At 72.1% G+C, this 25,552-nt stretch carries 18 protein-coding genes and 1 pseudogene; 13 read left to right on the top strand and 6 right to left on the bottom strand.

Annotation, left to right across the window (positions count from 1 at the left end; genetic code table 11):
• Window positions 1-352: 352 nt before the first annotated feature.
• Window positions 353-4,201: an nSTAND1 domain-containing NTPase gene (locus CCL05_RS30255; RefSeq protein ID WP_086563861.1), complete on the top strand. Its 3,849-nt coding sequence runs from the start codon at window positions 353-355 to the stop codon at window positions 4,199-4,201.
• Here the strand turns inward: CCL05_RS30255 and CCL05_RS30250 are convergent.
• A complete protein-coding gene (locus CCL05_RS30250) occupies window positions 4,198-5,100 on the bottom strand; it encodes a hypothetical protein (protein WP_086563860.1) in 903 nt (300 codons plus the stop codon). The two genes, CCL05_RS30255 and CCL05_RS30250, sit on opposite strands and share 4 nt — an antisense overlap.
• A gap of 245 nt (window positions 5,101-5,345) precedes the next feature.
• Here CCL05_RS30250 and CCL05_RS44585 point away from each other — a divergent pair, with 245 nt between their 5' ends.
• Together CCL05_RS44585 and CCL05_RS30235 are read left to right on the top strand one after the other, a co-directional pair.
• Window positions 5,346-5,699, top strand: a complete 354-nt coding sequence (locus CCL05_RS44585; protein WP_143589969.1) for a hypothetical protein — start codon at window positions 5,346-5,348, stop codon at window positions 5,697-5,699.
• A 463-nt stretch (window positions 5,700-6,162) separates the two neighbouring features.
• Window positions 6,163-6,600 (top strand): annotated as a pseudogene (locus tag CCL05_RS30235) (inclusion body family protein); the annotation flags it as partial.
• A gap of 10 nt (window positions 6,601-6,610) precedes the next feature.
• On the opposite strand, the gene CCL05_RS30230 reads toward CCL05_RS30235, so the two are convergent.
• Window positions 6,611-11,677: an HD domain-containing protein gene (locus tag CCL05_RS30230; RefSeq protein WP_086563857.1), complete on the bottom strand. Its 5,067-nt coding sequence runs from the start codon at window positions 11,675-11,677 to the stop codon at window positions 6,611-6,613.
• 137 nt (window positions 11,678-11,814) lie between these two features.
• Between CCL05_RS30230 and CCL05_RS30225 the strand changes: the two genes are divergently transcribed.
• The 8 genes from CCL05_RS30225 (at window position 11,815) to CCL05_RS30190 (ending at window position 18,912) form a co-directional block, all read left to right on the top strand.
• A complete protein-coding gene (locus CCL05_RS30225) occupies window positions 11,815-12,363 on the top strand; it encodes a GNAT family N-acetyltransferase (protein WP_086563856.1) in 549 nt (182 codons plus the stop codon).
• 10 nt (window positions 12,364-12,373) lie between these two features.
• The gene (locus CCL05_RS30220) at window positions 12,374-13,285 is read left to right on the top strand and encodes a LysR family transcriptional regulator (RefSeq protein WP_086563883.1); all 912 of its coding nucleotides are present in this window, start codon (window positions 12,374-12,376) and stop codon (window positions 13,283-13,285) included.
• A 166-nt stretch (window positions 13,286-13,451) separates the two neighbouring features.
• Window positions 13,452-14,621, top strand: coding sequence for a CaiB/BaiF CoA transferase family protein (locus CCL05_RS30215; protein WP_086563855.1), 1,170 nt, complete (start codon window positions 13,452-13,454; stop codon window positions 14,619-14,621).
• A gap of 19 nt (window positions 14,622-14,640) precedes the next feature.
• Window positions 14,641-15,417 carry a crotonase/enoyl-CoA hydratase family protein gene (locus CCL05_RS30210; protein WP_086563854.1) on the top strand — a complete coding sequence of 259 codons (777 nt, stop codon included), beginning with the start codon at window positions 14,641-14,643 and terminating at the stop codon, window positions 15,415-15,417.
• Between the two features lie 6 nt (window positions 15,418-15,423).
• Complete coding sequence (locus CCL05_RS30205; protein WP_086563853.1) at window positions 15,424-16,170, top strand: acetoacetate decarboxylase; 747 nt, start codon at window positions 15,424-15,426, stop codon at window positions 16,168-16,170.
• Complete coding sequence (locus CCL05_RS30200; protein ID WP_086563852.1) at window positions 16,167-17,117, top strand: 3-hydroxyacyl-CoA dehydrogenase NAD-binding domain-containing protein; 951 nt, start codon at window positions 16,167-16,169, stop codon at window positions 17,115-17,117. Before CCL05_RS30205 ends, CCL05_RS30200 begins: the two co-directional genes overlap by 4 nt.
• Window position 17,118: 1 nt before the next feature.
• On the top strand, window positions 17,119-18,312 hold the full coding sequence (locus CCL05_RS30195; RefSeq protein ID WP_086563851.1) for an acyl-CoA dehydrogenase family protein: 1,194 nt from the start codon (window positions 17,119-17,121) through the stop codon (window positions 18,310-18,312).
• A 156-nt stretch (window positions 18,313-18,468) separates the two neighbouring features.
• Window positions 18,469-18,912 carry a hypothetical protein gene (locus CCL05_RS30190; protein ID WP_086563850.1) on the top strand — a complete coding sequence of 148 codons (444 nt, stop codon included), beginning with the start codon at window positions 18,469-18,471 and terminating at the stop codon, window positions 18,910-18,912.
• 37 nt (window positions 18,913-18,949) lie between these two features.
• On the opposite strand, the gene CCL05_RS30185 is transcribed toward CCL05_RS30190, so the two are convergent.
• The 4 genes from CCL05_RS30185 to CCL05_RS30170 form a co-directional block, all read right to left on the bottom strand.
• Window positions 18,950-20,902 (bottom strand): protein-arginine deiminase domain-containing protein, encoded by a 1,953-nt coding sequence (locus CCL05_RS30185; RefSeq protein ID WP_086563882.1) that lies wholly within the window; start codon window positions 20,900-20,902, stop codon window positions 18,950-18,952.
• Window positions 20,903-21,001: 99 nt separating this feature from the next.
• A complete protein-coding gene (locus tag CCL05_RS30180; protein ID WP_143589968.1) occupies window positions 21,002-21,337 on the bottom strand; it encodes a hypothetical protein in 336 nt (111 codons plus the stop codon).
• Window positions 21,338-21,347: 10 nt separating this feature from the next.
• A complete protein-coding gene (locus CCL05_RS30175; protein ID WP_143589967.1) occupies window positions 21,348-21,863 on the bottom strand; it encodes a hypothetical protein in 516 nt (171 codons plus the stop codon).
• A gap of 341 nt (window positions 21,864-22,204) precedes the next feature.
• Window positions 22,205-23,536, bottom strand: a complete 1,332-nt coding sequence (locus CCL05_RS30170) for a hypothetical protein (protein ID WP_086563881.1) — start codon at window positions 23,534-23,536, stop codon at window positions 22,205-22,207.
• Between the two features lie 137 nt (window positions 23,537-23,673).
• Here CCL05_RS30170 and CCL05_RS30165 point away from each other — a divergent pair, with 137 nt between their 5' ends.
• The gene (locus tag CCL05_RS30165; protein ID WP_167409638.1) at window positions 23,674-24,915 is read left to right on the top strand and encodes a molybdopterin-dependent oxidoreductase; all 1,242 of its coding nucleotides are present in this window, start codon (window positions 23,674-23,676) and stop codon (window positions 24,913-24,915) included.
• Complete coding sequence (locus CCL05_RS46540; RefSeq protein WP_244204462.1) at window positions 24,915-25,415, top strand: hypothetical protein; 501 nt, start codon at window positions 24,915-24,917, stop codon at window positions 25,413-25,415. The genes CCL05_RS30165 and CCL05_RS46540 overlap by 1 nt, the downstream gene beginning before the upstream one ends.
• Window positions 25,416-25,552: the final 137 nt, after the last annotated feature.

The raw sequence follows: 25,552 nt of genomic DNA, 5'->3' as shown, positions 1-25,552 counted from the left end.
GGGACCCGCGGAGAGCGCCGCGTCGCGATCGCCTCATGGCCTCGTGTGTGATGGCGTCCGTGCATGGCTCTCCTCCAGCCTCTCGGGGGTGTGCGCGGACGCGGGACGGCCCGAGCCCTCCCCTCGCAGGGTTCGGACCGCTGCCCCATGGCCCGTCCCGGCCGCGTCCTTGAGCCATTCGACCGCCGCACACCGTTGTTCGGCTGGCCCCTCACCAGCACCGAACAACCCGGCGGCGCGCACCGGGCCGCGTGGCCTGGAGGAACCGTGAGGATGGAGTGAACGCCCGTGTCGCGGCCGCCGATACGGCCGAAAGTCGGGGGAGGGCGTACGAGGTGAGGGGGGCGGGCACGTGCCGGGACCATCAGGGCCGGGCCGCGCCGAGGGCGAGCTGGATCCGGAGGGCGGGCCGGTGCAGCGGTTCGCGGCCGGGCTGCGTGCGCTGCGCGAGTCCGCGGGCAGGCCGACGTACCGGGAGATGGCCCGGCGGGCGCGGTACGGGGTGACGACGCTGTCGCAGGCGGCGGCGGGCAAGCAGCTGCCCACCCGCGCGGTGACGCTCGCCTACGTCAGGGCGTGCGGCGGCGACCTCGCCGAGTGGGAGCGGCGCTGGCGCGAGGCGTCGGACGAACTGGCCGCCGAGAGTGCCGCCGACGACACCGCCCGGCCGCCCTACCGCGGCCTGACCCGGTTCGAACCGGGCGACGCCCACCTGTTCTTCGGCCGCGGCCAACTCGTGGAGCGGCTCACCGAGCTGAACCGCAAGCACCGCTTCACCGCCGTCTTCGGCCCCTCCGGGAGCGGCAAGTCGTCGCTGCTGCGGGCGGGCCTGATCCCCCGGTTGCGGGCGGCCGACGACAGTGACGCGCCGCCCGCGGCCGTACGGATCCTCACCCCCGGTGCCGACCCGCTGCGCACGCACGCCGAGCGGCTGGAACCCGTGCCCGGCACCGACGCCGACACCTGGCTGATCGTCGACCAGTTCGAGGAGCTGTACACCCTCGGCGCCCGCCCGGCCGACCGGGACGCCTTCATCGACCGGCTCGTCGCCGCCACCGCCGCCGACCGAGGGCTGCGCGTCGTCATCGCCGTGCGGGCCGACTTCCTCGGCCGGTGTGCCGAACACCCCGGTCTCACCGCCGCGTTGCAGGACGCCACGCTGCTGGCCGGGCCGATGAGCCGGGCGGAACTGCGGGAGGCCATCGTCCGCCCGGCCGCCGCGGCCGGACTGATCGTCGAACGCGCCCTGACCGACCGGCTCCTGGACGAGGTCGAGGGCGCCCCCGGCGGACTGCCGCTGATGTCCCACGCCCTGCTGGAGACCTGGCGCCACCGCAGCGGCCGGACCCTGACCGAGGCGGCGTACGAGGCGGCCGGCGGACTGCACGGCGCCGTCGTACGGACGGCCGAGCAGGTGTACGGAGAACTCACCCCGGAGCAGGGGGAACTGGCACGCCGGATCCTGCTGCGGCTCGTCGCGCCCGGATGGGGGTCCCCCCTGCTCGAGCGAAGCCGAGAGCTTGGGGGAGGGACCGCCGACACTCGCCGCCCCGCCGACCACGCGGAGCTGGACTTCGGCGAGCCCGCCGACACCCGGGTGGTCCTGGAACGGCTGGCCCGGGCCCGCCTCATCACCTTCGACGACGGCACCGCCGACCTCGCCCACGAGGCGCTCATCACCGCCTGGCCCCGGCTGCGGGCCTGGATCGACGCCGAACGCGACCGGCTGCGCGTCCACCGCGCGCTGTCCGAGGCGGCCCGCACCTGGCAGGACCTCGGCCAGGAGAACGCCGCGCTCTACGCCGGCTCCCGGCTGTCCGCCGCCCGCGACGCCTTCCCGGCGGCCGGCGCCGCGCCCGGCAGTGACGAACTGACCCCGTTGGAAAGGCGGTTCCTCACCGCCTCGCTGCGCCGCCGGCAGCGCGCCGCACTCCTGCGCCGCACGGTCGTGGCCGTACTCGCCGCGCTCGCCCTGCTCGCCACCGGCACCGCCGTCGTCGCCCTCCAGGCCCGCTCCACCGCGCAGGCCGAACGGGACGACGCCGTGTTCGGCGGGCTCACCGCCGAGGCCGACCGGGTCCGCGACACCCACGCCGGGCTGGCCGCCCGGCTCGACGTGGCCGCGTACCGCATGCGCGCCACGGCGGACCTGCGGACCCGGCTGGCCTCGGACGCGGGCCGGGTCCTGGCCACGCGCCTGCCCGGCCACGGCGGGGCCGGCAGCTCCGTGGCGTACGCGCCCGACGGCCGCACCCTGGCCGGCGGCGGCCACGACGGGACGGTCCGGCTGTGGGACACGGGCGGCAGGGCGCTGGGCGCACCGCTGCGACTCGGGACGGACCGGGTCGGCGCGGTGGCCTTCGCGCCGGCGGGTCGCGAGCTGCTGGCGGCCACCGGCGAAGGCGGTGTCATCCGCCTGTGGGACGTGCGCGACCGGGAGCACCCGCGCGCTCTCGGCCGTCCGCTGGTGAGCCACGACGGGGAGAACATCGTCTCCGCCGCCTTCGCCCCCGACGGCCGCACGCTGGCCACGGCCGGCGACGACGCCACCGTACGTCTGTGGGATCTGTCCGACCCGGCCCGCCCCGCGTCGCTCGGCAAGCCCGCCGTGGCCGACGACTCGGACGACCGCAGCGTCCGCGCGGTCGCCTTCGCCCCGGACGGGAAGACCCTGGCGACGGCGGGCTACGACCGCACCGTCCGGATGTGGCGCTATGGCGGCAGCGACGGGCTCGCGCCGCTCGGCAAGCCCCTGCGCGCCCACACCGAGCCGGTCTGGACCCTGGCCTTCTCGCCCGACGGCCGCACGCTGGCCACCGCCGGCTTCGACGAGACCGTACGGCTGTGGGACGTGTCCGGCGCGGGCCGGCTCACATCCCTGGGCGAACCGCTCACCGGGCACACCGCGCCCGTCATGTCGGTCGCGTTCAGCCCCGACGGCAAGACCCTGGTGAGCGCCGGCGAGGACGACGCGCCGCTGCTGTGGAACGTGGCCAACCCCGCCTACCCGCAGCGGCTCGGGGAGCCGCTGACCGGGCACACGGAGCCCGTGTGGGAGGTGGCCTTCAGCCCCGACGGCCGCACCCTCGCCAGCACCGGCGCCGACGGCGGCGTCCTGCTCTGGCACCGGCCGCCGACGGTCCTCACGGACTTCACCAACCCGGTGACCGCCGTCGCCTACAGCCCCGACGGACGCCTGCTCGCCGCCGCCAGCACCGACGACGGTCTGGTCCGCCTGTGGGACGTACGCCGCCCGGACCGCCCGCGCCGGCTGCCGCGCCCGCTCGTCCACGAGGACCGGGTGCTCGCCGTCGCCTTCGCGCCGGACGGCCGTACGGCGGTCAGCGGCTCGGCGGACGGCACCGTACGCCTGTGGGACGTCTCCACGCCCGACCGCCCGGCCCCGCTCGGAGCGCCCCTGCGCGCCCACGACGGCGAGGTCCACGCCGTCGCCTTCGCGCCGGACGGCCGCACCCTGGCCACCGGCGGCGCGGACGACACGGTCCGGCTGTGGGACGTACGGCGACCGGACCGCCCACGGCCGCTCGGCGCCCGCCTGCGCGGCCACACGGACACCGTCACCTCCGTGGCCTTCGCCCCGGACGGCCGCCTCCTGGCCACCGGCGCGGAGGACGCCACGGCCCGCCTGTGGCACGTGGACGACGCCGGGGCGCGGGCCCGGCCCGCGGGCGCCGCCCTCACCGGGCACGACGAGTCGGTCGAAGCGGTGGCCTTCGCCCCGGACGGGAGGACCCTGGCGACGGGCAGCGACGACCGTACGGTGCGGCTGTGGGACGTACGGGACGTCGAACGAGGCGACCGCGCCCGCCCGTGGGGACAGGAGCTGACCGGACACCGCGCGGCGGTCCGGGCCCTGTCCTTCGCCCCGGACGGCAGGACGCTGGCGACCGGCAGCGGCGACCACACGGTCCGCCTGTGGGACGTGTCCGACCCGGCCCGGGCCGAGCCGGCCGGACAGGAACTCACCGGCCACCTCGACACCGTCACCACCGTCGCGTTCAGCCCGCGCGGCGACACCCTCGCCTCCGCCGGCTACGACCTCACGGCCCGGGTGTGGACGCTGGACGCGGACCGCGCGGCACGGTACGTCTGCGCGCACACCGGCGGGATCCTGACCCGGGCCGACTGGCGGGAGCACCTGCCCCGGCTCGGCTACCGGGAGGCCTGCCAGGGCGGTTAGGGCAGGGTGAACTTCAGTACGGCCCCGTCCTTGTCGTGCGCCACGACGGTCGCCTTCAGGGCGTCGCCGAAACCGGCCTCGCCGCCCGCGCCGCCGAGCTGCATCAGGGTGCCCCCCGACTGGAAGGTGACGTAGTCGTCCGCCACGGAGACGTGCACGCGCGTGCCGTCCGCCGTGATGTCGGCCGTGGACGTCACCAGCACCTCGCACGCGCCGTCCGCGCAGGCCCGGTAGTTCTTGCCGTCCGCGGCCTTCGGCAGGGGGCCGGCCGGCGCGGGCGAGGACGTGTCCCGGCCGGCCGGCTTCCAGCCCGGGGCGCACTGCTCGGCCCGCTCGTACGCGGCCCCGAGCCGTGGATCCTTCGCGGCGAGCGCCGGCAGGTCCGGCTTCGGCGGGGTGAGGGACTGGACGAGCTCGTCGACGTCCTCGGCGCTGCCCGCGGCGTCGTCGACGGCCATGGCCGGTGACATCCCTTCGAGTTCCGTGGCGACACCCGTCACCTTCTTCCGCAGGGCGCCGAGTAGCCGGTCGGCCGCGGGAACGCCCGACGAGCCGAGTTCGTCCAGGCCGCTCCGCACATCGTCGACCGCCGACGGGGTCGAGGAGAGATAACCGATGGCACCGGCCCGGGCGATGAGATCCCCCTCGTCCGCGCCCCGGATCTCCTTCACGTCGGCGGCGCTCTGTGCCCGCAGGTTCTTGAGCGCGACCGTCGACTCGCACAGGCCGCCGACCCATGTCACCAATTCCCCGGACGGCGACCGCACCGGGGTCGGGGACACCGTCCCCTTTCCGGCCGAGCCGTCCGCCCGGTGCGCCTCGTCCGCCGGGCCCCCGCATCCTCCGACAGCCAGCACCATCCCGGCGACCACCACGACGACGCCCCTGCTCCCACCCATCCGACGACCCCTTTCCGTGCCGCGACCAACCGGTACCGCAGGCCCCAGTCCATCCGGCGGGCGGATTGTTCGGCCACCCGTTCCGCGGCCCGAACAACCCCGGACCGGGATTCCCGCCCGATCTGCGTCCCTTTCACGGAACCGGCACAAGTCCTTTCCGTCACCCATTCGCCATTCGACGGTGTGTCACTGCCGGGCTGATAGGTTGGATTCGACCGCGAAGTAATTCCAAAGAACGGGGTGTCATGCGCAAGAAGGTAATGGGCGCACTGGGTGTCGTGGCGCTGGCGGGTCTCGCCTTCTCCTCAACTCCCGCGGTGGCCGCGCCGGTCGCTTCCTCGGGCGATGCGTCCGTGACTGCCGCCTGCTCGCGCGGAGAAAAGGTGAAGGCGCGGGAGAGCGTCAAGATCCGCAAGACGAAGAGCATTTCGGGAACCGCCCTCGGGCTCTTCCCGAAGGGGAAGAACGCTTGCAGCCTGAAGAACGAGAAGGCCAAGTGGTACGACAGCAAGTGCGGCCAGGGCAGCGACCAGTTCGACTACATCAACTACCGGGGCACCAAGGGCTGGGTGCCCACGACGTGCATCGTGCTCGACTGAGCGAGCTCCGCTGACCCGAAGGGGCCCGTTCCGAATCCGGGGCGGGCCCTTTTGTCTCCCGCGGCACATCGGTCCCAGGATTTCCACATTCCATTAGTGAATTGTTGGCGGGCGTGACGGGCCGCAAGTCGAAATCCCGTCAGGCGGCGTGATCGGCGTTTTCCGGACTTTGTCTCCGGAGGAAACCGCGAAATCGTTTCGGCATATCTGCGATCGCAAGCTATGACCGACTTATCCCGGGACGACTCGGCCGCCCGTGCCCGCTGGCAGACCTGCCTCAGGCTCGCCCGTGAACTCCTCCTCGTCGGGCCGGACGGCTCCGACCTCAAACTCGGCTATCTGCACACCCTGATCGACACGGGCCGCCTCGGCCCGACCCCGCACCCGCGCAAGAAGATCCTCGTCATCGGCGCCGGCATCACCGGCCTCGTCGCCGGCCGGCTGCAACCCGGGCGCGTCCCGCAACCCCGACGCGCCCACGCAGGTCGACCCGCGCCTGATCTACATGACCACCCGCCAGGACCACATCGTCGGCACGTCGGGCGCCGAGCTGAACCTGCGCGCCGAGCCCGGGGACAGCATCAAGTGGCGGGAGACGACCCTGTCGCTCGGCAGCGACTACAAGGCACTGCTCTACCGGTACGTGAGCAGCGACAGCCAGTACCAGCTCATCAGGACACCGGAGATCGAGGTGGTCAGCGGCGTCTACCCGCTGCCGAAGGAGGGCACCGAGGGCAGGCCGGAGTTCGACACCCAGCGCTACCAGGACCACTACTGGCGCACGACCGTCAAACAGCCCGGCAAGGTCGTCTACCACTTCTTCTTCCAGATCCTGGACCGCCACCGCCAGCTGAAGGGCTACTTCCAGTGGGATCCCTTCATCACGATCGAGGACGCCTGACAGCGGTGCCTCAGAATCGGAGCCCGAACAGCCCCGCGTAGACCTCCAGTCGCCGGCGTACCCACTCGGGGGTCTCACCCACCGCACGGGCACAGCGCTCGATCCGGTCCTGCCCGACCGGGCCGGTCAGTGCGGGCAGTCGCCCGTCGAGGCCCTCGGAGAGGATCGCCAGGTCCTGCCAGCCGGGCACGACGCCGGGTACGGCGGTGACGGACGGGGGTGACGCCTCCAGGGCGAGGTAGGGAGTGATGCGCCGTTCCCAGGTGTGCCGCACCGGCTCACCGAGGCGGCCGGCGATGCCGACCAGATCGAGCGGGTGCAGCGGGGCGCCGGGCGCGGAGACGCGGTACTCCGGGTCGACCGCCACGGCGTCGTGGGCGGTGGGCACGTCGTCCGGCAGGGCGGCCTCCGCCTCGGCGGACAGCTCCGGCACGAGGGCACCGATGGCACGCAGGGGAGCCAGCGCCCGATAGGCCGCCCGCGCACCGAGATTGCGTGCGCGGGCGTAGCCCACGAGCCGCTGCGCGGTGAGCGGGATCCAGCGAGGCGTCTCGAACCACTCGTAGTCGGTCTCCTCGTGCGGACCCGTCTCGACCAGCGCCGCCATCTCGTCGTGCGTCGGGACGAACGTCCGCAGCTCCTCGGGCGGGCGCGGAGCCACCAGCCCGGCGCCCAGCCCCAGGTTGCGGGCCTCCCGGTGCGCGGTGTCCCACAGGTCCGACAGCCGCTGCCGGAGCCGCTGGCTGGCGGTGAACAGCACGGCCGAGGTGGCCGGCACGGGGTAGTCGGCACCGTCCCAGTTGGGATCCTCCCCGGAGAACGCGTATCTGCTGGGCGTGGGCAGCTCGTCCCAGGCGCGCAGCAGGCTTCCGGCGTCCGGGATGTCCACCCCTGCCTCTCTCAACTCGTCCGCGTGCCAGGACAGTTCCTCCCACGACGTGGTGTGGGAGCGGACGGACGCGAGGTCCCGGAGCGAGACGCCGTTCTCCAGGCGGATCTCCGACTGGTGGAGCCGCCGGACGAGAGGGGCGACGTCGGGTGAGAGGACCACGTCCCGTCCGGGCGAGCGCCGGGTGTAGCGCCGTCGGTGGTCCACTCCGAGGCCCTCCGTCTCACGGGCCAGGAGGCGTTCGGCCTCCCACACGGAGAGCTCGTGCTCCGCGGCCAGGTCGATGGTGGCGGCCCAGGGCAGCACGGGGCGGCCGCCGGCGCGGGGGACGAGGTAGGTGCGCAGGATGCCGAGCAGCTCGGCCGGTACGGCGCCCCAGCGTGCGGTCAGGACCGGATCGGGCACGGGGCGGCCCAGCCAGCCGAAGGCGGCCATGCGCCGTTGCGCCTCGCCCGGGTCGAGGCCCGTGGCGTCGGCCACGACCGGTACGTCCCAGGGGTGGACGGCGGGCCGCCAGTCGTACTTGTCCTCCCGGAGGTAGAGGAGCTTCAGCTCGTCGTCGGTGCAGACGTGGTCGCGGTGGTGGTCCGGGACGGCGCCCAGCGGCCTGCCCACGAACGGCGCGTACCGGGCGCACGCCTCGGCCAGCTCGCCGAGCGGCCTCTGGAACATGGCGGAGGCGCGGGCGATGCCGGAGAGGTCCTCGGGCGGGTGCCGGTAGTGAATCTCGTCGCCCGCCCGCCGCTTGGCCACACGGCGTCCCCAGGGGGTGGTGAGGCCGTCCAGCGGGTCACGCGTCCTGCCGAGGAGCCCGGTCGTGACGTACCAGTCGGTGCGGCCCGGTTCCCAGTCCAGGTCACCGTCACCGAGGACGGCCGGCCCGGCCAGCTGCGGATGCGCGACGCGCAGGCCCCGCGTCGCGCGGAGCACCTCCGCCACGGTCGTCCCCTGCGCGTCGGCCATCCGGACCGCGAACCGCCAGTCGCCCTCGACCTTCTCCGCGATGTCGGCCCAGCCCGGCTGCGGTACGGGGTGGCCCGAGAGCGTCAGCGGCGGCGCCGCGTGCGGGTCCCGGTGCTCGGTACCGAGGGCGCCCAGCCGCCAGGGCCGGACCAGCCTGCAGGCCGTGTCCTCCTCGCTCCGGCCGCGCCGGGAGTACAGAGCGGCGTCCAGCCTGAACCAGCCGAGTTCGTCAAGGTTGATCCGCCGGCCGTGGCGGGGCGACGCGTGCACCCCGTGGCCCCGCAGGACCTGCCACAGGATGGGCGCGATCGAGGGCTCGCGGGTCTCCATGTTCCACAGCCATTCCAGATCCGGCACCGCCACCGCCTCGTCGAGGAACGCCCGGGCCCCCTGCCGGAACTGCTCCTGCGCCCACAGGACGTCGTACTTCTCCAGCTTCTTGCGGTTGACGCTGAGTTCGCCCGCGTGCGCGCCCGACAGATTGAGCACGTATCCGAAGGGCCGCTCGTCCGTGGCGATTCCGTCGCAGACGATCGCTCCCTTGTCCGAGACCCACCACAGCGTGCCCGGCACCGCCTCGACGGCGAACCGGGTGGAGAACGCGCCGGGTTCCTCACCGGACTTGAGCTGCCCGGGCAGCCAGACCTCCTCGGTGCCGTCCTGGTCGCGCACCTCGAGCAGGAACTCGCCGAGAAGGACCAGCGAGCGCAGCACCGACACGGCGGAGCCCCCGGGCAGCGCCCCCGCACGGCGCAGGTGCAGCCGGACGCGCGTGCCGCCCTCGGGCAGTGCCGTGCCGTCGCGTTCGTCCTCCTCCCGGACCCGGAAGAGGCTGCCGCTGACGGGGATCTCGACGCGCAGCGCCTTCTCGGCCGGACGACCGTCCGTGCCGACCGGCCGGGTCACGATGGTCATCTCGTCGGCGAGCATGAAGTAGCTGAAGACGCCGATCCCGAACCGGCTGTTGGGGTAGAGCCGCAGCGTACTGTCGTGCCGCAGCCACGCGGCCTGCTCCCGGCGGAAGGCGTGGGACTGGTCGAAGCGGCGGCCGGCCCGGGTGAAGGTGTTCTTGAGCTGGTCGACGGTCATGCCGACGCCGTTGTCCACGCACTCGATGTAGGGACCGCGGCTGTCCTCGCCCGTCTCGATACGGATCCGGCCCGCCCACGCCCCCGGCTCCCGGCCGAGACCCCGCAGGTACCGGACGCGCATCTCCCGGTAGCGGCAGGCGTCCATCGCGTTCTGGTACAGCTCCCGCAGCGCGAGTTCCGGCTCGCCGTCGTACAGTTTCTCGCCCATCAGCAGGCGGCGGATCTCCGTCTGCGCCAGCGAGAAACGGGCGAGCGGCACGTCGTAGGCGTCCGTGCCGTCCCGGCGGTCCGGCCGCAGCCCGTGGTCGGACAGCCGCGCGGGGAGCCCCCGAAGCAGCGCGGCCTCGTCCTGCGGAAGGCGGTGGGCCGACTCGCGCAGGAGGTGACCGAGGTCGTCGGCGTCCTCGACGACCGTGGCGAGTGCCGCGTGCAGCGCCGGATGCGGGCAGACCGCGTCCAGATGCAGATACGAGGCGGTGTCGCCGTCCCCGTCGGGGACCCAGAAGGCGTCCCGGAGCACCGTGATCACCTCGTGCGGCACCACCGGGTCGGAGACGGCGAGATGCTCGGCCAGCACCTCGGGCAGACACCGGGTGTCGAAGGCGAGCAGCCCCGCGAGCCGCAGCAGCGCCGCGAGGGGCCGCACGCGCAGGCGCCACGGTGTCCTGCGGACGACGTGCCGGTCCGGCGGCAGCCGCTGGTCCTCCGGCGGGGCCCCGAGGACGAGGCCCGCGGCGACCGTGCGCAGCGCCTGGGACAGCGCCTCCGCCCGGCCGCCGAGCCGCTCGCCCGCCGCCGGCGGTGCCACGTCGAGGAGCCGGGCCGTGAAGCGGTCGGCGAACACCGCGGGCACGGCCTCCTCGTCGGTCGCGAACCGCTCCTCGATCCAGCGGTGCACCAGCCACAGCGTGACGGCGTGCCGGTCGTCCGCGGGGTCCCCGAACCAGCGGTAGGAGCCCGTGAGCTTCTCGGTGATCTGGGGATAGTGCTCGGTGATCTGCTCGTAGTGCCGCCGCTGGTCGCCGGCGTCGTCGTCACGCCACACCATCTGCGGATGGAACCCGGCGGCCTGGCCCAGCCGTTCGGCCCAGGCCGTCTCGTGCAACAGGACTCCGGCGATCAGCGCGGTGACCTCCAGGGCGGACAGTTCGGCGCCCTTGGGCAGCAGCAGCGGGAGGCGGTCGCTCAGCAGCCGGACCGGGTACTCGTCGTCGGCCCACGGATCGGGCAGCCGCCGCTGGGCATGGTGGACGTGCCGGGCGGCCTGCGTGGCCAGCGCGGACAGACACTCCTGGAAATGCGCGACGGCGCCCGCGTCGCACTCCGGGACCCGCTCCCACAGGGCCGGTGTGCGCACGGCGTCCTGCCACGCCTCCAGCAGCCGTCTGCCCTCGGCGACCACCAGGGACTTGGTGCGCTCCGCCAAGTCGGTGCCGTAGTGGATCAGGACCTGCTGCGGCCCGGCCTGCGCCTCGACGGCGAGCGTCCGGGTGTCGCGCCTGGCCCTCTCGTACACCTGCTCCACCGTCGTGGCCTCGGTCAGCGGGTCGAAGGCCCGGGCGAGCGCCGCCGTGAAGAAACTGCCCGTCTGCGCGCCGCCGCTGAGTTCGCCGGGGCCGCAGCTCGTCATCATGGCGAAACCGCTGTGCGGGGGTCCCTTGACGACGTTGCTGCCGAAGACGCCGCCCCGCCCGGCATCCGCCTGGCGGCAGGCGTCGATCAGCCACAGCACCGTGCCGGCCCGGCAGTTGGCCAGATACCGGCTGATGTCGGCCTCCAGGAGCGATTCCCGTACGTGGGGCCGCTCCCACCCGGCCGTGTCGTCGCCGGCGGGGGCGCAGGCGTCGGCGGGCACCAGGTAGTCGGTGGTGCCGATCCGGACGCCGTGCCCGGTGAAGTACAGGAGCAGGGTGCTGCCGGGCGGCGCGCTCGCGGACACGTCGGAGACGCGCTCGGTGATCTCGTTCCGGGTGGGGTTCGTCAGCGCCTGCACTTCGTAGCCGCTGCCCTCCAGGGAGGCGCGCAGGACACGCAGATCGGCGTCGACCGTCGCCGCCAGCGAGGGCAGAAGACGCTCCGCCCCCGGGTTCTCGCCCACCCCGATGAGCAGGGCGATACGCCTGTCGTCTTCCACTTGGTCCCCCGGTTCCCCCTCCGACCTGCCCCAAGAGTTTCCATCAGGCGGGGACGCGGCGGGGTCGGATCGGTCAAGTGCGGTACGAGCAGCGGTCCTCACGGATCGTCATCGGACGATTGTGCGACGATCCCCGGGTGAATGACCTACGCGTCCGCCTCGCCACCGAAGCCGACCTGCCCACCCTCGTCCGCCTCCGCGACGACGCCGCCCGCTGGATGCTGGCCCGCGGCATCACCGGGCAGTGGCGGCCCGGGGAGCTGGACGAGGGCCACTTCCGCCAGGTCATGGCGCACGGCGAGGTCTGGCTCGCGGAGGCCGGCGGGCACGTCACCGGGGCCTGGGAGCTGTGGTGGGAGGACGAGGCCGCCTGGGGGCCGCAGCCGCCCGTGGCCGGGTACGTGCACCGGCTCATGGTGGACCGGAGCAGCGCACCGCCCGGGACAGGACGGCGGCTGCTGGAGGCCGCGGAACGCCGGGTGGCCGAGGCCGGACGGACCTGGGTCCGCCTGGACTGCCTGGCCGGGAACGCACAGCTCAACGCCTACTACCGGGACGCCGGTTACCGCGTCGTCGGCCGGAAGGAGGGCAAGTCGCAACCGGGCGGGGCGCCCAAGTCCTTCACCCTGCTGGAGAAGGAACTCCCCGGCCCCGCGGCCCCGGAGACCGCCGACCGCAGCGGTTAGGGTGAACCGCGTGGAGCTCCTGCACCTGCGCTATTTCGTCGCCGTCGCCCAAGAACTGAACTTCTCCACCGCCGCCCGCAAACTGCACATGGCGGCCTCCCCGTTGAGCCGGCGGATCAAGGATCTCGAGAACGAACTCGGACACCGGCTCTTCGACCGCGACACCCACCATGTGCGGCTCACCCCGGCCGGCAGCGCGCTGCTGCCGATCGCCCGCGGGGTCCTGGAGCAGGTCGACTCCATCCAGTGGCGGCTGGACGAGACGGCCCGGCCCCGGCGGACCACCCTGCTGCTCGGTGTCCCGAGCGGCATCCATCCGGACCTGCGCGAGCGGATGGCCGCCCTCGCCGAGCGGGTCTGCGACCGGTTCGAGATCAAACGCTGGCCGGGCGGCACCGAGCGGCTGGTCGACGCGGTGTGCGACGGCAGACTGGCGCTGACCCTGGCCCGGCTCCCGGTCGGCGGCGACCCGGCCCTGGAACAGCTGTCCGTGATGTCGGAGCGCCTCGGCGCGGTCGTGCCCAGGGACCGGTTCGCGGGGCGGGAGTCGATCGCCCTGGCGGAACTGTCCGGACTCGCCTACGCGGGCTCGCCCACGGCCGTGACCAACGCGTATTTCCGCGGTCTCGACCAGCAGCTGGCCGAGCTCGGCATCAAGAAACGGATCGAAATCGGCAGCGCGACCTTCGACGGAGTTTCCGAGATAGTGTCCAGCGGCCTGGCATTCTCCATTTCCATGCTGGACCCGCGGAGCCCCGTGCAGAATTACCGTCTCGACAATGTGACCGTCCTGCCCTTCTCGGATTTCCACCCCCGGCTGGAGACCGGTCTACTCTGGCGCAAGGACCGGGCGCACGGCGGTGACCTGGAGGAAGTCGTCGCCGCCGCCCGCGAGATCTTCGCCGAGCCGCTTCACACCTGACCCGCTCAGGTATTCGAAAAGTATTAGCCAAAGGCGGTATGACCACTGCGGTCATACCGCCTTTCGCTTATTGGTCACTCCATTTGTTTCCGGTCTCCGCTCCCCCCTTGCTAACTTAGTTTCCAGATACACATACATGGCGAAGCAAGGAGTTGAAGGAAAAGCGATGACGGACATCACGGACACCGCCACCGGCCCCCTGGAAGGCATCCGCGTGATCGACCTGTCGACCGTGGTGATGGGCCCCTACGCGGCACAGATCCTCGGCGACCTGGGCGCCGACGTGATCAAGATCGAGTCGCCCGCCGACACCGTGCGCGTGGGCCACTACCGCACCACGCCGGGCATGACCCCGCTGAACCTCAACGTCAACCGCAACAAGCGCAGCGTCGCCCTCAACCTCAAGGACGACACCGACCGCGAGCGGGCGCTGAAGCTGATCGACACCGCGGACGTGCTGATCACCAACATGCGGCCGGGCGCCCTGCACCGCCTCGGGATGTCCTACGACGACATCGCCGCCCGCAACCCGGGGCTCGTCTACGCGCACGCCCAGGGCTTCCGCAGCGACTCCGACCGGGCGGGCAACGCCGCCTACGACGAGACCGTGCAGGCCGCATCCGGCCTGGTCGACATCGCCGACCGCGCGCTGGGCGAACCCGTCTACCTGCCCACCATCATCGGCGACAAGGTCTCCTCCCTGACCATCGCCTACAGCGTGCTCGCCGCCCTCCTGCACCGGAACAGGACCGGGCAGGGACAGCTCGTCGAGATCCCGATGACCGACACCCTGATCGCGTTCAACCTGGTCGAGCACCTGGCGGGACACACCCACGTGCCCGAGACCGGCCCCACCGGCTTCCCCCTGTCGATGCTGAAGGGCCACAAGGCGGTGCGCACCAAGGACGGCCTGGCCTGCGTCATGCCGTACAACCCGCAGAACTACCGGGACTTCTTCACCGCCGCCGGACGCCCGGACCTCGCCGAGGACCCGCGCGTGAACGGCGACGCCATCGACAGCGCCGACCACGAGGACCTGGCCGCGCTCCTGGAGACCTGCGCCCCGGCGCTGACCACCGACGAGTGGGCGGAGGTGTGCGCCAAGCACAGCATCCCGATGGCCCCGGTGCTGGAACTGGACCGCGCCCACGAGGACCCCTACGTGCGCGACGGTCACCTCCTCGACACCGTCGAACACCCGACCGAGGGCACCGTCCGCACCATCGGCATCCCGCTGCGCTTCTCCGCCACCCCCGGCTCGATCCGCCGCCTGGCGCCGGTCGCCGGCCAGGACACCGAGGACGTCCTCGCCGAGCTCGACACCGCCGCCCGCTGACCGTCACAGGAGGACAGCCATGAGCACCCCCACCACCCCCGTCGTCCGCACCGAACGCATCGGCTCCGCCCTGCTGATCACCCTCGACCGTCCCGAGGCCCGCAACGCCGTGAACGCCGCGGTCGCCACCGGCCTGACCGCCGCCCTGGACGAACTGGAGGCCGACCCCGAGCTGCGGACCGGCGTCCTGACCGGCGAGGGCGGCACGTTCAGCGCAGGCATGGACCTCAAGGCCGCGCTGCGCGGCGAGTCGCCCGAGGTCGAAGGCCGCGGCTTCGGCGGACTGACCGAGGCCGAACCGGCCAAGCCCCTGATCGCCGCCGTGGAGGGCTACGCCATGGGCGGCGGCTTCGAACTGGCCCTGGCCTGCGACCTGATCGTCGCGGCCGAGGACTCCCGGTTCGGGCTGCCCGAGGTCAAGCGCGGGCTGATCGCCGCGGGCGGCGGCGTGATCCGGCTGCCCAAGCGCATCCCGCACCACCTGGCCATGGAACTCCTGCTGACCGGCGAACCCGTCGACGGCCGCCGCGCCGGCGAACTGGGCCTGGCCAACCGGGTCACGGTCTCCGGCGAGGCCGTCGCCGAGGCGCTCCGGCTGGCCGAACGGCTCGCGGAGAACGCCCCGCTCGCCCTCGCGGCCGTCAAGCGCGTCGTCCACGCCGCCGACGGAGCGCCCGACGCCGACGCCTTCGCCTTCCAGCGCGGGGAGATGAAGACCCTGATGGCCTCGGCGGACGTACGCGAGGGCATGACCGCCTTCGCCGAGCGCCGCCCCGCGCGGTGGACGGGACGGTGAGCCGCCATGCACGCCGAGGACGTACGACAGCACCTCACCACCCCGCTCACCAGCCCGGCGTACGCGCCGACGGTCCCGCGCTTCACCGACCGGGAGTACCTCAACGTCGTCTACCGCACCGACCCCGACGCGCTGCGGGCCGTCGTCCCCGAACCGCTGCGGATCGGTGAACCCCTGGTCCGGTTCGAGGTCATGAAGATGGGCGACGTCAGCGGCTACGGCCCCTACACGGAAGCCGGGCAGGCGATCCCGGTCGGCTTCGAGGGCGAGCAGGGCGAGTACCTGCACGCGATGTACCTCGACAACTTCCCGGCGACCGCCTCCGGCCGCGAGGTCTCCGCCTACCCGAAGGTGCTCGGCTCCCCGTCGCTCACCGTCGACTCCGGCGCGCTCGTCGGCACCCTCGACCACGGCAGCCTGCGGGTCGCCACCGCGACCATGGGTTACAAGCACCACGAGCTGGACCGGCGCGAGGCCGAGGCGCAGATCACCGTGCCGACCTTCATGCTCAAGACGATTCCCGGCTACGACGGGCTGCCGCGCGTGCAGGAACTCGTCCGCACGCGCATCACCGACGTCACCGTCAAGGAGGCGTGGACCGGGCCCGCCCGGCTCCAGCTCTTCGCGCACGTGCTCGCCCCGCTGGCCGACCTGCCGGTGCTGGAGGTCGTCTCCGCCAGCCACATCCTCACCGACCTGACGCTGTCCGGCGTCGAGCCGGTCCACGACTACCTGAAGGGAGCCGCGTCATGACCCGCACCTTCCGTACGGCCGCGGTGATCGGCGCCGGGACCATCGGACTGTCCTGGACGGCGCTGTTCGCGGCGCACGGCCTGACGGTCCGGGTGAGCGACCCGCGACCGGACCTCGCCGAGGCGGTGGACGAGGCCCTGGCGCAGTCCGCCCCGCACCTGGCCGCCCGCGGCCTGGACGTGACCGGACTCGCCGGCCGGGTGCACATCACCACCGACGTCACCGAGGCGGTCCGGGACGCGGACGTCGTCCAGGAGAACGGCCCCGAGCGCGTCGAGTTCAAGCAGGACCTGTTCGCCGGTCTGGCCCGGGAGGCGCCCGGCCACGCGCTGCTGCTCAGCTCCTCGTCGGCCATCCCGTCGACCGAGTTCACCAAGGAGCTGGCGGACGACGACGCCGCCCGCGTCCTGATCGGCCACCCCTTCAACCCGCCCCACCTCGTCCCGCTCGTCGAGGTCGTGCCCGGTGAGCGCACCGGCGAGGACGCCGTGCGGGCCGCCGTCGACTTCTACACCGCGGTCGGCCGCACCCCGGTCGTCGAACGCAAGGAGATCCCCGGCTTCGTCGGGAACCGGCTGCAGAACGCCCTCAGCCGCGAGGCGGTGTACCTCGTCGAGCAGGGCGTGGTGACGCCCGAGGAGCTCGACACGGTGATGACCAACTCGCTGGGCCTGCGCTGGGCCACGGTCGGGCCGTTCCTCGGCTCGCACCTGGGCGGCGGACCGGGCGGCTACCGGCACCTTGCCGAGCACATCGGCCCCTCGATGAAGCGCATGTGGGCGGACCTCGGCACCCCGTCACACGACCAAGACCAGCAGGAACGGCTCATCGCAGCCGTGGAACAGGCCTACGGCTCCGCCCCGTACGCGGACCTCACCGAGACGCGCGACCGCAGGCAACTCGCCGTCCTGTCCGCCCTGGACAGCGCCGACAAGGAGGAAAACTGAGATGACCACCACGCTCGACGACCAGCTGGTCGCGGACTTCTACGCCTACGAGGCACTGCTGCCCGACGAGGAGCGGAAGATCCTCCTCAAGGCCCGTGCCCTGATGCGCGACGAGATCAAGCCGCTGGTCAACGCCCACTGGGCCAAGGGCGAGTTTCCCCGGGAACTCGTCGGCATCTTCCGCGACAGCGGCCTCGCCGGCCTGCCCTACGAGGGCTACGGCGAGCACCGGCCCGCCGTCAGCAACCTGCTCAGCGGCATGCTGGCGATGGAACTGAGCCGCACCGACGCCTCGGTGGCCACCTTCTTCGGCGTCCACAACGGCCTCGCGATGTACTCCGTCCACTCCGGCGGGAACCAGGAGCAGCGCGACCGCTGGCTCCCGGCGATGGCCGCGATGGACAAGATCGGCGCGTTCGCCATGACCGAGCCGCTCGGCGGCTCCGACGTCGCGGGCGGCATGCGCACCACGGCCCGGCGCGAGGGCGATACCTGGGTCCTGAACGGCGCCAAGAAGTGGATCGGCAACGCGACCTTCGCCGACTACGTCGTGGTGTGGGCGCGGGACGTCGACGACAACCACGTCAAGGGCTTCGTCGTCGAGAAGGGCACGCCCGGCTTCGACCCGGCGAAGATCGAAGGCAAGATCGCCTTCCGGATCGTCGAGAACGCCGAGATCACCCTCACCGACGTCCGGGTACCGGAGGCGAACCGCCTCCAGAACATCAACTCCTTCCGTGACGTCGCCGAGATCCTGCGCGCCACCCGCAGCGGGGTGGCCTGGCAGGCGCTGGGCGTCATGACCGGCGCCTACGAACTGGCCCTCGACTACGCCCGGGAGCGGCGGCAGTTCGGCCGTCCGATCGGCGGTTTCCAGCTCGTGCAGGACCTGCTGGTCAAGAGCCTGGGCAACATCACCGCGTCGTGGGGCATGCTGGTGCAGCTCGCCCGGCTGCAGGACGCCGGGGTGTTCCGCGACGAACACTCCTCGCTGGCCAAGGCGTTCGTCACCTCGCGGATGCGGGAGGTCGTGGCCTGGAGCCGGGAGATCTTCGGCGGCAACGGAATCCTCCTGGACCACGACATCGCCCGCTTCTTCGCCGACGCCGAGGCGATCTACTCCTTCGAGGGCACGCGCGAGATGAACACCCTGATCGTCGGCAAGGCGATCACGGGCCGGAGCGCGTTCGTGTGACGCGGACCAGCCGGGTCCTCCACGAAGCAACCCCAGGTCTTGGACCTGGGGTTTCGTCATGCTCGGCGGCGTCGTCCGACTGTCCGGTTCGAGCGTTTCCACTGAACAGGCGGGAGTGGGACCCTGACGAGCACTCTCGGGGAAGGAAGCGCCGGCATGATCGAGTGGAGGCCGCTGGGCACCGGAGCCAGGCCCGTTCCGAGGCCCGTGGCGACACCGCTGGTGTGGGCCGGGGCGTTCGGCGGCGCACTGGTACTGGTGGCAGTCCTCAACACCGTGGTGGGGACCGGCCGTCCGGGACTGGCCCTGCTCGCGCTGTCCCTGCTGGCCGCGGTGCTCGGACTGTGCGCACGCTTCACGGCGGCCCCCGGCACGGCCGTCCTGTGCTGGCTGTTCCTCAACGGCTTCGCCATACCGCCCGCGGGCACCCTCACCTGGGCCGGCCCCCGCGACACGACCTGGCTCGCCTGCCTGCTCACCGCCACGCTCGTCGGCACGTCCCTGGCCCGCGTCGCCCACGCCCGCGCCGCGTACCGCCGCCTGGCGCCCGGGCGCGCCCGGCAGGACGACTGGCGGGGCGACGGACCGTACGGCTCCTGACCGTCCGGTCCGCCGCCTGCTCCTCGCTACGGCTCGCTCAGCCCACCGGCCCCTGCCACCACGCGGCGCTCGCGTCGCGCAGGGTGTTGGTGCCGCAGTGCACCTCGCCCATGCCGAGGTGGTACGTGTACCAGTCGTCGATGTACGACACCTTCAGACCGGCCTGCCGGTACGCGGTGTTGACGGCCTCCGTGAAGATGTCCTTGCCGCCGATCACGGGCCCCCACTGGCGCGGGGCGAGGTAGCGATCGCGCCCCAGGAGCACGCCGTTGACCGCTCCGGGAACGTACGCGCTGGTCATCACCGCCGCCGCCTTCGTACGCGAGCCGGCCGGGTTCTCGGCGAGCCACTTCTGCTGGCCGCGGTCCCCGAGGCTGTCCACGAGGCCGGACCCGGCACCCATACGCGTCAGACGCGGCACGGGAATCTCGTCGCCGCCGGCGGTCATCACCTCCGACTCGCGGGTGTACAGCGCCGGCACCCGCACGATCTCCCCGTCGGTGATCCCCGTCTCCCGCTTCAGGATCGCCAGGTTGGCAGCGATGCGCCGTGCGGCCATCTCGTTGTCGGCCACCAGGTGCTTGGAGGCGAGCGCCTGGTCGATGGTCTCCTTGGGCGCCGGGCTGTCGCTCCGGCCCGGGACGGAGAACATCTTCGTCTTGCCGTGGCCGTCGCGCTTGGCGTCGCGCAACAGCCGCAACCCCGCCTCCGGATCGGCGACACCCATGCGCCAGCCGCGCGGCGTGTCGGCGGGCAGGAACTGCACGAACTCGTCGACGTGCCCCACGCCCAGCCAGGAGGTGTCCAGCAGCAGCGGATCCTGCAACCCCTGCGACGTCAGCATCGTCCGCATCACCTTGGACGGCCGCGCCCCGCTGTCCTTGCGCTCGCCCATGATGATCCGCCCGGCCGGGAAGGAGCGCCCGCCGTGCGCGTAGGGCGGGATGGTCTCCAGGTTCCCCATGGAGTTGAGCGACCAGTCGTCGGGCTCGGCCGGGTCGTTCACCTGCACCACACCGATGTCCCGGCCGCGCACCTTCTCGAACAGCTCCCGGCCCGCGTCCCGGTCCGGCTGGGCGGACCGCAGCATCACGCGCATCACGTGCCGCCGGCCGCCCGGCCCGGTCATGCTGACGTAGGCCGGTTCGACGAAGTCCTGGGCCCAGGGGTCGGCGTATTTCTTGAACGTGACCAGGGGCGCGGTGATTCCGGCCTTCTTGACTTCCTTGCCGAGTTCGGCGACGAACTTCTGCTGAAGACGGCTGTACGGGCCCTGGCCCTGGACCTCGGTCACCATCACCTGCTGCGTGTTCTGCAGGTGATGCTGGGTCAGCAGGGGCGCGACGCGCAGGGTCACGGAGTCGGAGGTGGACGTCCGCCCGGACGTCACCGTCAGCCGGACCACCGCGCGGCCGTCCCACTTCGCGCTGTCCCGGACGACATCGGTGCCCTCGACACCGAACTCGGCACCGGACCTCAACTCGGCGGCGGACAACCGGGTCTTGGACGTCACCAGAACCCACTTCCCGGAACGCTTGAGGAAGAGGTGCGTGTGCTTGCCACCCGTGGTGACCTTCAGTGTGCCCTTGGCGTCCTTGCCCAGATCCGGCATGGGGACGGAACGGACCCGGGCGAGGTCGTCGGCGTCCGCGCTGCCGTTGACCTTGGTGTCGGAGCCGTCGTTGCACGCGGCCAGCTTGGCGTCGGACAGGGGTTTGCCACCGGGCCCGGTCACCGGGCACCGCTTGGTGTCGTCATCGAGATTGGGCAGATACACAGCTCCACGCTCGACGGACCAGCTGTTCTCACCGGCCTTGTCGCTGCCGCCCGTGACATCGACCCGTCCGTCGCGGTTCACATCGGCCCGCAGATCGGCACGCCCGGCGGTGTCGGCGGCGACGGCCGGTCCGGCCAGCACGGATCCCGCGGCGGCGAGCGCCAGAACGACGGACCCGGCCGGGTAAAGGCGCGAAGGTCTACGCGTACGTATGCGTATACGGGTGCGTGAACGCACAGCACGTTCCTCTCGGTTGGGGGTTTCGCTGTGCAAGAGGAGGAACGGGGGCTGTGCGTTCACTGTGGGGCGGAGTTACTGCCAGTCCAGTCTCTTCCCCATGCGCGCTGAGACCTTCTCCGTGTCCTTCGTGTGCCACCACTCGAACAGGTGGGTGCGCACAAGGAACCCGAGGTAGTCCAGGGTGTCCTCGGAGAGGTCTCCGCTCACCAGACTCGCTTCCTGCCCCTGGTAGTCGAGTGAGACTTCCCAGAGCTGCCCTGAGATGCTGATCCGGATTTTCAGAAGCAATTCAGGGGAGACAGAGGGCACCTGCACCTCAAGGACTTCAAGAGAGGTTCCGCCTCCCTCGCTCTGCAGTCCTGAGAGTTTTCGGGTGAGTGCTTCCCTTACCTGCTCCGGGGTGGCCATACGGGTCCTCTCAGCACTTTGCCCCTGCGCCCGCTGAAGTCGCAGCCATGGCCGCGGTTGTGTACTCCACCGTGGCCGTGATGACTCCCTGAGGTGTCAGACCGCCCGGCTTGCCTCCCAGGGGGCCCTTGTTGACGACCACCTTGAAGTTCTTCCTCGGCGGCTTCGAGGAGCAGCCGCTGCCCACCTTGTATCGGTAGTACACCCCGGGCGTCCTCTCGTAGCCGTTGAAGAGCGTGTCGCTGATCTTGTTCTTGAAGCTCGTGCTCCAGCGTCCTCGCTCAACTATGTGGTTGTAGCCCCAAGTTTTCGTTCCGCAGCGCAGAGGCATCTTGCTCGGGCCGATATAGAAGGTGTAGGCGACCTTCGAGTAGTGCTTCGACTTGCAGGGGTTCGACGCGCTCACCGCGGCTGCTGCGGGCATCTCGGTGGATGCGTTCGCGGGCATGGGCACGGCCAGCAGAACAGTGGCTCCTGCTGCCGCGATGAACGTCGCGGTGGACTTGCGGAAATACGTAGCGCGCACGTCTTCTCTTTTCGATGCGGGATGTGCCTGTGTGTCTCCTGTGGGCCTGCTTATGCTCTCCTTCTGGGATTTACATGTGCAAGGAACCCCCGCGTGATCATGTTCACGTTCTGCAGTGGAACCGATACACTGAGCTGCTCATCTTGCCCAGAATGCCTGGTGCGCTCGGCTGTCAGTCGTGTTCTCGTAGTGCGGCGACCAGTTGGTGTCCTTCCCTGGCTCCGCGGCGCAGGAGTACGGCCTCTACGAGGAGTAACGAAGGGCACGGCGTGGCCGCCCTCTTGTACCGCTGTTGTCCGAGGCCGCCGGCTCTCAAGGGCGCTGGTTCAAGGCGTCCGGTGTCACCACCCCGTCAACAGCAAATGGTTGAGCAGCAGCGCCGGCACCACCTGCCCCGTGAGCCACGCGCGCGGGTGGGGAAGCAACGCGCAGGACGGGAGGAGCCACACCGCGAACGGCAGCCAGATGCGTTCTGTTTCCGCCTTGCTCATGCCGGACAGGTCGGCGATCAGCAGGGCGAGGAGGGCGGCGGACACGAGGAACGCGAGGTGGGTCGAGGCGGCGCGGTCGGCACGGCGGTGGAGCAGCGCCGTGCCCGTCCGGCGCAGGCCCGCCGCCGTCGCCAGGCCCGTGATCAGCACCGTGCAGGCCAGGTTGGCCCACACCCAGTAGCCGTAGGGGCGGATGCCGCCCGCGCCCTGGTGGTAGCGCGTCACCAGCAGGCGGTACGCCTCCCACCAGTCGAACCCGGCGAGTGTGAACGCCGCCGGGACCACGGCCAGTCCGGCGAGGAGCGGGATCAGGAGGGCGGGGCGTTCGCGGACCCCGTGCCGGCCCAGTATCAGGACCGCCGCCGCGATCAGCGCGACGAGCGTGAGGCCGTAGGAGAGGTAGCAGGTCAGGCCGAACAACAACCCGGACGCCCCCGCCCGCCACAGGGACCGCCGCGTGAGCGCCAGGGCCAGCAGCGCCACCGCCCACGCAGCCACCGCCGCGAAGTACGCGTCGGCCGACGTGCCCATCCACACCGCCGCCGGGGCCAGGACGAGGAAGGGGGCCGCCCTGCGGGCGAGGGTCTCGTCGGCCAGGGCGCGGATCGTGACCAGTACGGCGACGCAGGCCGTCGCCCCGACGGTGATGCACCACATGCCCGCCCAGCCGCCGCCCCGCAGCCCGATCCGGTCGAGCAGGACGAAGGTGAGTGTGGCGGCGGGCGGGTGGCCGGCGATGTGGGCGGGCCAGTTGTCGGGGGAGTCGAGGAGGATGTGGTGGGTGAAGTCCCGTAGCGCTTCGGGGATGTCGTCGAAGCGGTCGATGACCTGGAGGTACTCGTAGCGGGTGGTGAGCCGGTGCGCGATGCCCCGGTCCCAGCCGTCGATCAGGGCCAGGGAGAAGATCCACGTCGTGGCCGCGCCCCAGGTCACAGGGAGCAGAGCCCGCCAGGGAAGCCGGGCCGCGAGGGCGGGGCCGTACGCCACGATGGCGATCGCCAGGAGTACGGCCGCCGGGGTGCCGGGGCCCAGGTGGGGGCCCCAGGACGCCAGCAGCGGGGGCCAGTCGACGAACAGGGTGCGACTGGTGCTCTGGATGTGGCGGCCGATCAGTACGGCCGCCGTCACGAGCAGCGCGGCGGCCCCGGCGGCGTACAGGTCACGGCGCAGGTCACGGCGCAGGTCAGGGCGGAGGGAGCGGGTCACAGCGGAACGCTAGGCCGACGGGGCGGGTGCGAGCCGCCGTCCGGGCCGGACGTCAGCGTTTCGTCATGGGTTGCGCACCCTTTCCCGGGGTGATCCCGGCCTACCGTCAGGACATGCGCGACCCCGACGCCCCCCGGCTTCCCTCCTCGCCCGGCTTCTGGCGCAGCCCCCTGCGCGGCCCCTGGCTCACCTCCGTGCTGGGCCTCGTCCTGCTCGCCGGCATCACCGTGCTGTTCGTGACCGGCCTGGTCTCGTACGCCGCCTACAACCCGGGCCTGTCACCGGTGAACGACAAGACCCCGGACAAGGGGATCCTCGGCTTCTACCTCTTCGCCTGGCCGACGCGTCCGCACTGGCTGTACCGGCTCAACCAGGGCGTCCACGTCACCCTCGGCATCACCCTGACCCCCGTCCTGCTCGCCAAGCTGTGGTCCGTGGTGCCGAGGCTGTTCGCGCTGCCGCCGGCGCGCTCGCTCGCGCACGCCCTGGAGCGGATCTCGCTGGTGCTGCTGGTCGGCGGTGGGCTGTTCGAGTTCGTGACCGGTGTGCTCAACATCCAGCTCGACTACGTCTTCCCCGGCTCCTTCTACCCGCTGCACTTCTACGGAGCGTGGGTGTTCTTCGCCGCCTTCGTCGCCCACGCGCTGCTGAAGATGCCCACGGCGCTGCGCAATCTGCGGCACCTGCGGGAGGAGAGGAACGACCTGGTGTCGCCGCGCCCCGCCGAGCCGACCGTCTCCCGCCGGGGCGCCCTGTGGTTCGTCGGGGGCGGCTCGCTGCTGCTGTTCGTGACGACGGTCGGGCAGAACTTCGACGGTCCGCTGCGGCGTACCGCCCTCCTGGCACCGCACGGTGGCGGTGATCCCGGCAGCGGCCCGAACGGCTTCCAGATCAACAAGACGGCCGCCTACGCCGGGATCGACCCGGCCGAGACGGGCGAGGAGGCCTGGCGGCTCGTCATCACCGGGCCTGCGGGCACCGTCCGCCTCAGCCGCGCCCAGCTGGCCCAACTGCCCTTGCACAGCTCGGCGTTGCCCATCGCCTGTGTGGAGGGCTGGTCCACGTCGGACCAGTGGTGGCGCGGGGTGCGGCTGCGCGATCTCGCGGCCCTCGTCGGCTACGACGCCGGCGACCCGCCGGACCTGTTCGTCGAGTCCCTCCAGCGGCACGGCGCCTTCCGCAGCGCCGCCCTGCGCGCCAACCAGGTGGCCGACCCGCGTTCCCTGCTCGCCTTGTACGTCAACGGCGAGGAGCTGTCCCCCGACCACGGCCACCCGGCGCGGATCATCGTGCCCGCGGCACCCGGTGTGCTGAACACCAAGTGGGTGGCCCGGATGACCTTCGGAGACCTGTGATGCGCCGCCCGCGACACATCCGCCGCCCGGCGCTGATGCGCCGCCCGCTGTTCCCCGTCGGGAGCCCTTTCCAGCTCCTCCTGCTCGCCTGCTCGTTCGCGCTCGCCGCCTACGCGGGCGTACGGCTGCTCGCCGGTGACTGGTTCGGCGTGGCGCTGTGGTTCGTGGGCGCGGCGCTGCTGCACGACCTCGTGCTGCTGCCGTTGTACGCGGCCCTGGACCGGGCGGTCGTACGAGGGCTCGGCGCACGCCGGGAGTGGGTGCCGTACGTGCGCGTACCGGCGGCCCTCTCCGGGCTGCTGCTCCTCGTGTGGTTCCCGCTGGTCAGCGGCATGGTGGAGCGGCGTTACCGCTCCGGAACCGGGCTGCCGGCGGACGTGTTCCTCGCCCGCTGGCTGCTGATCACCGCCGTCCTCTTCGGCGGCTCGGCGCTGCTGCTGGCGGTGCGGCTGCTACGGGTGCGCAGGGCGGCGAAGCGGCGCCCGCCGGCCGTCCACTGACCGGCCCGCGTCCAGCCCCGGGCGTACCGGAGCAGGGCGGGCGTGCCGAGCCGCGCCCAGGGAAAGGGGTCGCCGGTGCCGCGTGCGTCCGTGCGGCCGACGACCCGGACCTGGGCGCGTTCGTCCACGTCCACCGG

This window comes from Streptomyces africanus (assembly GCF_002150735.1).
In the GTDB taxonomy this organism is placed as follows: Bacteria; Actinomycetota; Actinomycetes; order Streptomycetales; family Streptomycetaceae; genus Streptomyces; species Streptomyces africanus.
This window is presented reverse-complemented; position numbering and strand designations above follow the sequence as displayed.